Source organism: uncultured Campylobacter sp. (assembly GCF_938017615.1).
In the GTDB taxonomy this organism is placed as follows: Bacteria; Campylobacterota; Campylobacteria; order Campylobacterales; family Campylobacteraceae; genus Campylobacter_B.
The window spans coordinates 1-10,683 of the sequence record NZ_CALIJA010000005.1; the positions used below are offsets into that span (position 1 = coordinate 1).

A 10,683-nucleotide genomic window follows, 5' to 3' on the forward strand; every position below is an offset into this window, starting at 1 on the left:
GATACCGCTCGCCGTGACGCAATTACCGTGCGCAAAAGTGCGCCGGTCGTTAAATTTATCTTTCGATCAAGCGCTTGATACCCGGCAAAAGCTCGTCAGGCGCCTCGCAAATCCTGCTTCGCAGCACGCTAAAATCGCCGCAGTAATCGCCCAGAAGTTGCAAAATATCGTATCTGATCGCTTGCGAGCGCTCGCTCAGAAGCAGCTCCTGCAAAAGGGCGAAAATTTCGCTCTCATGCGCCAGCGTGCAGCCGTAATAGGGATCGAGGTAATAATCTAGACACAACAGAAGCGAGGCTCTCTCGGCCTCGTCATCACCTCGCAAAACGGCGCGATGCCCTCTATGCCGCCTTCTACTATCCGTCTATGACTATCGTCGTAAAAAACTGCACGCGTCAAATTTAGCCTTTTTACATGTCGTTTTACTCGGCCTTGACCGCATCCCACGCAAAGATCGTCTTACCCTCGGCGTCGGTTGCCACGTCGCCCATGCCCATGATGTTGTAGCCGCAGTCGACGTAATGCACCTCGCCGGTCACGCCGCTGGCTAGGTCGCTAAGCAAATACATAGCGCTGTTGCCGACGTCATGTGTCGTGACGTTGCGTTTTAGCGGGCTATTTACTTCGTTGTAGCGCAAAATCATCCTAAAATCGCCGATACCGCTTGCGGCAAGCGTTTTGATCGGGCCCGCGCTGATGGCGTTTACGCGGATATTTCTCGCGCCAAGATCGTGAGCGAGATAGCGCACCGAACTTTCAAGCGCTGCTTTTGCGACGCCCATGACGTTGTAGTGAGGCACGAATTTCGGCCCTCCGAGGTAGGTTAGCGTGAGCACCGAGCCGCCCTCTTTTAGCACCGGCAGCACCGCGCGCGTGAGGCTTAGTAGCGAATACACGCTCGTGCCCATCGCGATATCAAAGGCTTCTTTGCTCGTGTTTACGAACTCGCCCTCTAGCGCTTCTTTTGGCGCGTAGGCCACTGCGTGCACGACGAAATCAATCTCGCCGAGGTCTGCTTTGATACGATCCGCAAGCCCGTCAAGGTGAGCAGGATTGTTTACGTCAAGCTCATAGACGAATTTACTTCCAAACTCCTCCGCGATCGGCTCTACGCGTTTTTTCAGCGCGTCGTTTAGGTAGGTAAACGCCATCTGCGCACCCTGGGCGTGACAAGCTTCGGCGATGCCGTAAGCGATGGATTTGGCGTTAGCGACGCCGACGATGAGGCCCTTTTTGCCTTTTAAAATCATTATTTCTCCTTTCTAATTTTGCTTGGCTTTTAAGCGCCTTTGAATGAGTTTTGATTTTGCTCCCTGCGACAGGCTACATGCCTAGTCTTGGTCGCAAAATCTGCAACAACATTCAAATCCATCTCAAAATCCTTCGCAATTTGACTTAAAATTATATAAATTAAAATTCGCGAAATCTCGCGAAACGCCAAATTTTAAACTAAATTTTATAGCGACAGTATCGCGAAGCTAGACTAGGCGACTTAAAATTTTGCGACGGGAGTTACCATATTAGGTAATGACCGAGCAAAATTTTAAGACAACGAAGTATAGCGATGCGAGACAACGCGTATAAGCTCCAAAAACTTCGAGGCGTCCCAGCTCGCCGTCCCCACTAGCACCCCGTCGCAACCTTTTATCGCGCAAATTTTTGCGATATTTTCAGCATTTACGCTGCCTCCGTAAAGTAGAGGTGCTGAGCTTTTGGTGCGTAAAAACCTCAGCATTTTTTCGATCTGCTCGCACTGCGCACTTCTGCCAGTGCCGATCGCCCAGACGGGCTCGTAGGCTAGTACTAAGCTCGGATATTTCAGATCGATACCCTCAAACTGTGTCGCTACAAACTCCTCGCTGCGGTTTTGCGCAAATGCCGCCTCATCCTCGCCGACGCAAAAGACGATGCGCCAGCCCTGCGCTGCGGCAAAACTGAATTTCTCTCTTATCAGCTCCGCGCTCTCGCCCAAAATGGCGCGCCGCTCGCTGTGACCGATAAGAACGGTTTTGACGTCAAATTCCGCCAGCATATCGCCGCCGATCTCGCCCGTAAAGCTGCCGTGCGCAGCAGGATAGAAATTTTGCGCGCCTTGAGTAAAATTTTTCGCCTTCGCGCAAAATGCGCTGGCGGGAGGAAAAACTAAAATTTCATCCTCGCGCGAAATTCCGCCCGCTAAGCCTTCATCTAAAGCTTTAGCGTACCGCTCAAAACTAGCGCGAGTATGGTTGCATTTAAGATTCGCTGCCAGTATCATCGCAGCTCCGTTTTAGCAGTAAGCACTCGCACGCCCGGCAGCTCCTTGCCCTCGATGAGTTCTAAGCTCGCGCCGCCTCCGGTAGAAATAAAAGTCATATCATCAGCGTTGCCAGCGCGTTCGACGACATCTGCAGTATCGCCGCCGCCCACTACGGTCGTGGCGTCGCTATCTGCGATCGCGTGCGATATATGCAGGCTGCCGCGAGCGAATTTATCGATCTCAAAAACCCCCATCGGTCCGTTCCACCAGATCGTTTGTGCATCGTCTAAGGCTTCTTTAAAAAGCGCTACGGTCGCAGGCCCGATATCTAGCCCCATCCAATCGCTTGGAATTTCTTGGACGGTAACCTTTTTTGTAACGGCATCTTGCGAGCATTGCGGAGCTGCGACGGCATCGACGGGGATATAAATTTTAACCCCAAGCTCGCGAGCATTGCGGAGAATATTTTTTGCTTCCTCGATTAGATCCTCTTCGAGCAAAGATTTGCCGATGTCATATCCGACGGCTTTTAAAAAGGTAAATGCCATGCCGCCTCCGATGATGAGTTTATCGACTTTAGGAAGTAAATTTTTAAGCGCCTGAAGCTTGCCGCTTACTTTGCTGCCGCCCGTTACGGCTACGAAAGGACGCGCAGGATCTTTAATAAGGTCTTTAGCAAATTTTATCTCTTTTAGTAGCAAAAATCCCGCCGCCTTATGCGCCTCATCGTAGAATTTCGTAATCGCCTCTACCGAAGCATGCGCGCGGTGGCATACGCCAAAAGCATCGTTGATATAAAATTCCGCATAGCTCGCAAGCCTCTTAGCTAGTGCTTCGTCGTTTTTGCTCTCGCCCTTTTCGAAGCGCAGATTATCCAACAGAAGCACTTCGCCCTTTTTAAGCGAATTTACCGCAGCTCCTGCCTCCTCGCCCGCGACGTCGGAGACAAATTTTATCTCGCGTTCCAAAAGCCTAGATAGCCTCTTTACCACAGGCTTTAGGCTAAGTCTTTCTTCGTATCCGTTTTTCGGGCGTCCTAAGTGGCTGGCTAAAATTACCGCGCAGCCCTCGTCTAAGCAATATTTAATCGTAGGGATAGACGAACGGATGCGACGATCGTCCGTAATATTGCAAAACTCATCCATCGGCACGTTAAAATCGCACCTGATAAAAACGCGCGCGCCGTCTTTAAATTTCAAATCTTTAATCGAAAGAATTTCGCCCATCTTATTTCCTTCTTTTTGCCGCATATAGGGCTAAATCGATGAGGCGCTCGCTATATCCCCACTCGTTGTCATACCAGCTCATCACTTTTATAAGATTACCGTCAATTACCTGCGTGCAGTCGCTAGCTACGATGCTGGAGTATTCTGAGGTACAAAAATCGCTGCTGACACGGCTATCGTCGTCTACGAGCAAAATTCCTTTCATCTCTTTAGCAGCATAGCGGCGGAAAATTTCATTTAGCTCCTCAGCACTCGTCTGTTTACGCGTTAGCACCGTTAGATCAACCATCGAAACGTTAGCTACCGGCACGCGCACAGATTGTCCGTGCATCTTACCGCTTAGCTGCGGAAGTACCTTACTAATCGCTTTTGCCGCACCCGTCGTAGTCGGAGCGATATTAAGAGCCGCGGCGCGTGAACGGCGAAAATCCTCGGCTTTTACATCGACCAGACTCTGTCCATGTGTATAGGCGTGAATCGTCGTCATCAGACCCTTTTCGATACCAAGCTCATCGTCTAGAATTTTTGCAATCGGAGCCAGGCCGTTAGTGGTGCAGCTAGCGTTTGAGATGACGCGCTGTCCTGCATAAGCGCCCTCATTAACGCCGATTACGAAAGTAGGCGTATCATCCTTGGCAGGCGCGCTCATTACGACTACGCCGATACCGTTATCTATGAACGGCTTGCATTTTTCGCTCGTTAAAAACGCACCAGTACATTCAAGCACAGCTTCTGCACCATCGCCCGCAAAATCAAGCTCCGCAGGCTCTCTGGTGGAATAGACGCGGATCTTTTTGCCGTCTACGGCTATGCATTCGTCGCTTAGAATTTCTACTTTTTTACGAAACTCGCCGTGAACGGTGTCGTATTGAAGCAGGTATCTCGTAAGCTCGCGCTTAGCGGTATCGTTGATCGCCACAAGCTCCACATCGTCCCTGCTGAGCGCAATTCTAGCCGCGCACCTACCGATCCTTCCAAAGCCGTTAATTGCGATTTTTACTGCCATAAGGTTCTCCTTATTTGGGATGTTTTCAGCTGGAATTTTACTAAATTTGGGTTAATCTTTGATTAAATAAAAAGTCGCGAAATCTAGGATTTACTTTTTGGCTATATAATTCGCGAACTTTTTTTAAAGGAGAAAAAATGAGACGAATTGTATTCTCGTCATTAGCGGCAATCGCGATTTTAAGCGGATGCAACCAACCTAAGGCCAATACGGCTCCGCAGCAAAAGCAAGAGTCTGTAGCGCACACGATCGTATTTCTACTCGGAGATACCGGAGATAAGCGCATCAGCCTTAGCTCGAACGATATGTTTGCAACGGGCGTGTTAACCGACGAAAAAGGCAAAAAGCATAATCTTAAACGCGCGGCTTCCGCAAGCGGCATAATGCTTACGAACGCCGAAGGCATCGAGCTTCTTTTCAAACGCGGAGAGGGAGTGTATACGCCGGGCAAAGGCAAGAAGGATATCCCGGTAACCTACACCGAGCACGAGCACAAAAGCGGCGAAATGATGTAGCCGCGGCGGGGTTAAATTTAAACGCCCTAAAAAACGAATTAAATTTAACCCCTCATTTCTCATTTCGGCTTCTTTATTCATAACAAAATTTAACCCTCGTTTCGACCTCCTTGATCTGCGATGAAATTCAATCTTTTATTTTCGCTTCTTTCATCTACGCAAATTGAGCTTTTTTGTAAATTTGAGCTTGCGTGCGTTAAAAAATAAGCTCCGCAAGCCCGAAATCCTCAAATTTTAAAAATCTCCATTTAATTTGCGCTCTACCTACGAATTTTTAGTTTTAAACCGAATTTCACTTCAAATTCGATAAACTGCGCTGAAATTTTAGCAGGCCGGTGCAAATACGGCGCAAAATAGATCATTTAGCGAGATTGCCGCATGGATAGCATTAAATTTTACCTAAACAATTACGAAATTGAGGGCGAAAGCTTTACCGAAGTCGTCGTTGCGATAAACGGCGAGCCTCTGCTCGAGCTGATTAAGAGGCGCGAGCAAAGCTTTGCCGCAAAGGACGGGCAGGCCAGCATCGCGGGAGACTACGCTTATTTGAGCTTGATTGATTTTGAGGAGCTATTTTTACGCGCGGCGCTTGAGGCTGATCTGGCGCAAGATGAGCAGGACGTCGTGCTACTTGGCTGTCCGTGCGGGATCTGGAGCTGCTGGTATCTCGCGCTCAGGATTAAATTTGAAACGGAGACGGTTAAGCTTTACGAGTTTAAAAACCTGCGCCGCAAAGATTGGCAATATGGGCTTGAGTTTAAATTTGACCGCGTGAGCTTTGTGAGCGAAATTTCTAAAATCGCCTCTTTTAATAAGCTCTGAAATTTAGATCTAAATTTAGGAAATTTTAACGGCGCGATCGAAACTGCGGCGAAATAAACTCGTCTTAGGCTCGGTAAAATTTGGCTTTGAAGCCATAATAAGCTGTCGCGAGAGCTTATAGTATTAAAATTTTCGCCTTGCCGCTGCGCAATACATCCAGCAAAATATCATAAAATTTACCCAGTCTTAGCTTTAAAATTCCGCCCCTTTTGATGATCACGAAGACCCGCCCGCCCCGCTCGCCAAGCGCGTCGTAGAGCGCGTCTAAATTTGCGACGTATTCGGGCTCGAAATTTAGCGCTGCGGCAAACAGCGCGAAAATTTGATCTTTGCGCCTGATCTTTGCGCCGTCAATTATTATCTTTGCGCCGCGGCACGTTTTAAAATTTAAACTCATTGCACGCGCTCGAAGCTTTCGTAATGATCGGCGGTGTAGAAGATCAGACCGTCGTTTGAAAATATCAGCCGCTTCGTGCCGCGCGCGCCGCCGCGATACTCGATGTCGCACTCGCGCCAGATCCGCCCCTTTTTATCAGGCAGCCTGCGCTCGAAATTGCCGAAGCGATCGCCGCCGATGCTCTTGCCGCGCGCGTATCGCCACAGATCGCCGCCCTGCCAGCCGAGCTCACCGGCCTGCTTTTTAGTGATAAAATTTTGCGGCAAAGTGCCCGTACGGCGGATATGAGCGCTCACGCACTCCCTGCTTATGCAGGGCTCATCCGCGAGCTGATTTTTAGAATTTACGGCGGGATTTTGCGAGTGCGAAGCTTCATAATCTGCGCTACGCCGCCTATGGACGTCCCCCTCGTCTTTAGAATCTGCCGCGGTGCGCTCGTTTGCTCGCGGATGAGATTTTAAATCTCCTAGATCTGCTCCGCGCCCTGCTCCGCCGTCTGCGCTTCTTGCACCGCTCTCATCTTTTGCGCTGGCGCCGCTTTCTGGATTTTCGTAGCTTGAAATTTTACGATCGGTGCCGCTTGCAGAATTTTGCACGCCGCTTTTACGCGACGCAGCATCCAGGGTTTTGGAGGTAAAAACCCGCTCATCTTTAGCCGCGGGGTCGCGCGAATTGGAGATCAAATTTAGCGCCAAAAGAAGTGCTGCAAAAATTGCGAGCGGGATCAGCTTTTTTGCCACCGCTAGCCTCTTTTGCGCGTGGCGAAGCGAAAATAGAGCACGATCGCCACTACTATCGCGCCTAGAGCCAGCGGAGCGATCCACGGCGCGTCCTTAATGTGCACATAGAGCTCGCGCACGAAATCGCCCGAGTAGTAGCTCAGTAGCCCTACCACAAGCGCCCAAATGAGCGAGCTTACGGCATTGATGACGCTAAATTTTAAAAATGAATATTTTGTGATGCCGATCGCGATCGGTACGAGGGTTTTGAGGCCGTAGATGAATTTTTTGATTAAAATTATGCGGTCGCCGTATTTGCGAAACAAAATTTGCGCCAGAGCGAGGTTGCGGCGCTGTTTGCGCAGATAGGGCATGATCTCTTTTTTATTGTAACGGCTTACTAAAAACAGCCCCGAATCGCCTATAAAGTTCGATATGCAGGCGATTACGATGCATAAGACGATATTGAGCTCGCCGGCCGAGCTTAGCACGCCCGCCGCCGCAAGCGCCAAAAATCCTCCGCCCAGCGAATACAAAAACAGTATCAGATACCCCCATGTATGGAGGTTTGCAAACATCGATTCCATCGAATCCTTTCATTAGATCGTATAAAATTCTATAAATTTTGACTAAAGCAGCTTTAAAATTCGGCGCGAAAGCTTCACTCTAACGTCCCACGACGCCACTTGATTTTGCTGCGACATTAAATTAAAATTCCGCGCAGCTGTCGCAAAATACAAAATTTTGCCGCAAAATATTAAGCGAAATTCTAAAATAAAATTTCTAGATATCAAGCAAAATTTCCGCAAAATTTAGTGGTAAAATTTTGCAATTCTAAATTTAATGATAAAATTTCGACTTCTTTAGAATTCAAAGTAACTTGCGAATTACGAAGGATTTACGCGATATCCTCAAATGCCTCCCACCCCGCGAATTGCAATAAAATTACGCACCCAAGTCTATTATTCTGCAGAAATCACGCGAGCAAAATTCCAAGCTGCTAATAAAACGCCCATAAAGCAAAATTTTTCGCTAAGCTATGTGCCTTGGCATCTTTAGCTAAATTTTACTCATCTGCGCCAATTACTCGCATCAAAAGCGCATAGCCCTCGGTATTTGGATCAAAAGCGCGATCGTTTTTGGTCTCCAGCACCGAACCACCCAGACTCACTCCCGCAAACAGCCCGCCTTTATTCGTAAAGACATACATATCTTGATTTAGCACGTCTAACGAGCCAGAATCGGCGCTGTAGTTACCTGCAACTGCCGTAGCGTCGCCCGAAAGCGTGATTTGGGAATTTCGCATTTTTTGGATTACATCGTCATGCATTACGAAAATAACCAGATAATTATCCTCATAGCCGATCTGAAGTCCTACGCTGGCGCTGCTGATCTCTGCGCCGCTAACGCTGCGCGCGCCATCGTTATTGTAGATGATGATCCCCTCGCCGTACATTCCGCCTATGATGAAGCCCAGCTTTTTGACGCTCGGAAAGATCACGATCGCGCGGGCTTGCTGCGCTAGATATTTGTACTGCGAGTTTGTGCGCATTACCGACGAATAGGCGCTTGCGCTGTTGATGATAAGCTCATCATCGGCAAATGCCGCGTTAAAAAGCAAAAATAAAGCGATTATAAATTTTTTCATTTCATACTCCTTATTTGGCTATCTCGACCGCGCGAAGCTCGCGTATGACGTTAACCTTGATTTCGCCGGGGAATTGAACCTTATCTTGGATCTCAGAGGCGATCTCTTTGGCGACCAAAACCGCCTCGTCGTCGTTCATAAGCTTGGCGTTTGCGATGACGCGGATCTCGCGGCCCGCATTGATCGCGTAAGCCTGCTTGACGCCCGTTTTACTCATCGCGATCGCTTCGATGTCGCTAACGCGCTTTAGATAGCTCTCTAGCACCTCTCGTCTGGCGCCCGGGCGCGCGGCACTTAGCGCGTCTGCGGCACAGACTGCGGCGCTTTCTACGCTGGTCGCCTCCTCGTGGCCGTGGTGGGCGTAGATCGCGTTTATCACTACCGGATGCTCTTTATAACGGCGGCAAACTTCGGCACCCAGATCTACGTGCGAGCCCTCGTATTCGTGAGTTAGCGCCTTGCCGATGTCGTGAAGCAAGCCCGCTCGCTTGGCCAGCTTTTGATCTCCGCCCGTTTCTGCAGCGATGATGCCCGCAAGATGTGCGACCTCAAGGCTGTGCGCAAGGGCATTCTGCCCGTAGCTGGCGCGAAATTTAAGCTTGCCGATGAGTTTTAAAATTTCGGGGTGAATTTTACTAAGACCTAGATCCATTACGATATTTTCGCCCTCTTCGGCGATACTAGCTTCAAATTCGTCGCTTACTTTTTTGTAGATATCCTCGATGCGCGCAGGTTGAATTCTGCCGTCTTCGATAAGAGTTTCGATGACGCGAACGGCGATGGCGCGGCGGTAGAGATTGTGCGAGCTTACGATGATCGCATTCGGGGTATCGTCGATGATGACGTCCACGCCAAGAGTCATCTCAAGCGCCTTTATATTGCGCCCCTCTTTGCCGATGATGCGACCTTTTAGCTCGTCATTTTTGATATTTACGACGTTGATAAGTCGCTCTGCCGCAAACTCGCCCGCAAAGCGCGACGTAGCCTGCGCCAAAATATAATTCGCCTTTTTTCGCGCTTCTTTTTTGGCTTCCTCTTCATATTTTCGCACGATGTGAGCGATGTCGGTGCGGCTTTGCTCCTCGACCTTCTTAAGCACCTGTGCGCGCGCTTCATCCTGAGTAAAGCCCGCCACGCGCTCAAGCACCTTAAGCGCCTCGGAGAGCTTCTCTTCATAGCTTTTCTTTAAATTCGAGCCCTCTTCGTAGAGGAATTTCGCCTCTTTTTTGGCGCTTTCGAGCTCCTTTTTGCTGTCTTTTAAAATTTCTTGCTCGGTTAGAAGCGCGCGCTCCTTTTTGCCGAGCTCGTCAAATTTAACGTTAAATTCCTTCTGTAGTTTGCTTGATTTATCGTCATATTTTTTCTTCGCTTCAAACTCCGCTTCCTGCACCGAAATTTTAGAATTTCGCAAGATGCCCTCGGCTTCAAATTCTATCGCTTTAGCTTTAGCTTTGGCTTGTTCGACGAAGAAATCGTAATTGGCGTTATTGATCTTTCTAGCTACTAAGTATCCTATGCCAGCGCCCACCGCAAGAGCGCACAAGGCGATTAAAATCTCTATCATACTTTCCTCTTTTTAGGTAATTTTGGCTCGGAGTTATGTAAAAATCACCCTTTACGTCGTGATCAAACGATAAAATTTCGCTGCAAAAGCAGTCTTTTATACTCACGAACGCGATTGCGGGCTTAAACTTAAGACCTGAAAAAAACATATCGTAAAATCCTTTCCCATGTCCTATTCTAGCCATTGCGCCATCCACTCCGATAGCTGGAACCACGGCTAGATCGACCTTTTTAAAATACCCGTTTTGCGGAAGCGTCTGTCGCAACCCAAAGCGCGAAATTTTAAAAGGTAAACGTAATCTTACCATTTTTAAACTAATATCCACCATAAACGGAACGTAAAATTCGCAGCTTTTTGATAGCTTTTTTCTTAAAATCAAAACGTTCGGCTCGTAGTTCATCGGCAAAAATATCAAAATTTTACGCGCTTTTAAAAATTTTATCAGCCGTTCCAGCCGCCATAAAAGTGCGTAATGCTCGCATCTAGCCGCTCGCGCGGTGTGAGATTTTAAGCGAGATTTGCAAATTTTTCTAAATTCATTCTTTTG

General features: G+C 48.5%; 13 protein-coding genes. 2 read left to right on the forward strand and 11 right to left on the reverse strand.

What is annotated here, in order from left to right:
- Positions 1-55 precede the first annotated feature (55 nt).
- The 5 genes from Q0620_RS00105 to gap form a co-directional block, all read right to left on the reverse strand.
- Complete coding sequence (locus Q0620_RS00105) at positions 56-325, reverse strand: hypothetical protein (protein ID WP_298782598.1); 270 nt, start codon at positions 323-325, stop codon at positions 56-58.
- Positions 326-422: 97 nt separating this feature from the next.
- The gene (gene fabI, locus Q0620_RS00110; protein WP_298782601.1) at positions 423-1,250 is read right to left on the reverse strand and encodes an enoyl-ACP reductase FabI; all 828 of its coding nucleotides are present in this window, start codon (positions 1,248-1,250) and stop codon (positions 423-425) included.
- Positions 1,251-1,543: 293 nt separating this feature from the next.
- Positions 1,544-2,257 carry a triose-phosphate isomerase gene (locus tag Q0620_RS00115; RefSeq protein ID WP_298782603.1) on the reverse strand — a complete coding sequence of 238 codons (714 nt, stop codon included), beginning with the start codon at positions 2,255-2,257 and terminating at the stop codon, positions 1,544-1,546.
- Entirely contained in the window at positions 2,254-3,465 is a 1,212-nt protein-coding gene (locus Q0620_RS00120; protein ID WP_177386771.1) for a phosphoglycerate kinase, read from the reverse strand. The genes Q0620_RS00115 and Q0620_RS00120 overlap by 4 nt, the downstream gene beginning before the upstream one ends.
- 1 nt (position 3,466) lies before the next feature.
- Positions 3,467-4,471 carry a type I glyceraldehyde-3-phosphate dehydrogenase gene (gap, locus tag Q0620_RS00125; RefSeq protein WP_298782606.1) on the reverse strand — a complete coding sequence of 335 codons (1,005 nt, stop codon included), beginning with the start codon at positions 4,469-4,471 and terminating at the stop codon, positions 3,467-3,469.
- A 137-nt stretch (positions 4,472-4,608) separates the two neighbouring features.
- Here gap and Q0620_RS00130 point away from each other — a divergent pair, with 137 nt between their 5' ends.
- Together Q0620_RS00130 and Q0620_RS00135 are read left to right on the forward strand one after the other, a co-directional pair.
- The gene (locus tag Q0620_RS00130) at positions 4,609-4,986 is read left to right on the forward strand and encodes a hypothetical protein (protein ID WP_298782608.1); all 378 of its coding nucleotides are present in this window, start codon (positions 4,609-4,611) and stop codon (positions 4,984-4,986) included.
- Between the two features lie 378 nt (positions 4,987-5,364).
- Positions 5,365-5,808 (forward strand): hypothetical protein, encoded by a 444-nt coding sequence (locus tag Q0620_RS00135; RefSeq protein WP_298782610.1) that lies wholly within the window; start codon positions 5,365-5,367, stop codon positions 5,806-5,808.
- A 115-nt stretch (positions 5,809-5,923) separates the two neighbouring features.
- On the opposite strand, the gene Q0620_RS00140 is transcribed toward Q0620_RS00135, so the two are convergent.
- The 6 genes from Q0620_RS00140 to Q0620_RS00165 form a co-directional block, all read right to left on the reverse strand.
- Positions 5,924-6,205 carry a barstar family protein gene (locus tag Q0620_RS00140; RefSeq protein WP_298782612.1) on the reverse strand — a complete coding sequence of 94 codons (282 nt, stop codon included), beginning with the start codon at positions 6,203-6,205 and terminating at the stop codon, positions 5,924-5,926.
- On the reverse strand, positions 6,202-6,945 hold the full coding sequence (locus tag Q0620_RS00145; protein ID WP_298782614.1) for a ribonuclease domain-containing protein: 744 nt from the start codon (positions 6,943-6,945) through the stop codon (positions 6,202-6,204). Before Q0620_RS00145 ends, Q0620_RS00140 begins: the two co-directional genes overlap by 4 nt.
- Before the next feature lie 2 nt (positions 6,946-6,947).
- Positions 6,948-7,511, reverse strand: coding sequence for a DedA family protein (locus Q0620_RS00150; protein ID WP_298782615.1), 564 nt, complete (start codon positions 7,509-7,511; stop codon positions 6,948-6,950).
- 479 nt (positions 7,512-7,990) lie between these two features.
- Positions 7,991-8,572, reverse strand: a complete 582-nt coding sequence (locus Q0620_RS00155; RefSeq protein WP_298054064.1) for a lipid-binding SYLF domain-containing protein — start codon at positions 8,570-8,572, stop codon at positions 7,991-7,993.
- Between the two features lie 10 nt (positions 8,573-8,582).
- Complete coding sequence (gene rny / locus Q0620_RS00160) at positions 8,583-10,136, reverse strand: ribonuclease Y (protein WP_177386778.1); 1,554 nt, start codon at positions 10,134-10,136, stop codon at positions 8,583-8,585.
- Positions 10,069-10,683, reverse strand: a 615-nt coding sequence (locus Q0620_RS00165; RefSeq protein ID WP_298782618.1) for a 5-formyltetrahydrofolate cyclo-ligase, incomplete at its 5' end; no start/stop codon positions are given. The genes rny and Q0620_RS00165, both read right to left, overlap by 68 nt.

Excerpts from the sequence above, each read along its gene's own strand:
- Q0620_RS00115 (WP_298782603.1), bottom strand. The coding sequence starts at position 2,257 with ATGATACTGGCAGCGAATCTTAAATGCAACCATACTCGCGCTAGTTTT.
- Q0620_RS00135 (WP_298782610.1), top strand. The coding sequence starts at position 5,365 with ATGGATAGCATTAAATTTTACCTAAACAATTACGAAATTGAGGGCGAA.
- Q0620_RS00155 (WP_298054064.1), bottom strand. The coding sequence starts at position 8,572 with ATGAAAAAATTTATAATCGCTTTATTTTTGCTTTTTAACGCGGCATTT.
- Q0620_RS00120 (WP_177386771.1), bottom strand. The coding sequence starts at position 3,465 with ATGGGCGAAATTCTTTCGATTAAAGATTTGAAATTTAAAGACGGCGCG.
- gap (WP_298782606.1), bottom strand. The coding sequence starts at position 4,471 with ATGGCAGTAAAAATCGCAATTAACGGCTTTGGAAGGATCGGTAGGTGC.
- rny (WP_177386778.1), bottom strand. The coding sequence starts at position 10,136 with ATGATAGAGATTTTAATCGCCTTGTGCGCTCTTGCGGTGGGCGCTGGC.
- Q0620_RS00130 (WP_298782608.1), top strand. The coding sequence starts at position 4,609 with ATGAGACGAATTGTATTCTCGTCATTAGCGGCAATCGCGATTTTAAGC.
- fabI (WP_298782601.1), bottom strand. The coding sequence starts at position 1,250 with ATGATTTTAAAAGGCAAAAAGGGCCTCATCGTCGGCGTCGCTAACGCC.
- Q0620_RS00140 (WP_298782612.1), bottom strand. The coding sequence starts at position 6,205 with ATGAGTTTAAATTTTAAAACGTGCCGCGGCGCAAAGATAATAATTGAC.
- Q0620_RS00150 (WP_298782615.1), bottom strand. The coding sequence starts at position 7,511 with ATGGAATCGATGTTTGCAAACCTCCATACATGGGGGTATCTGATACTG.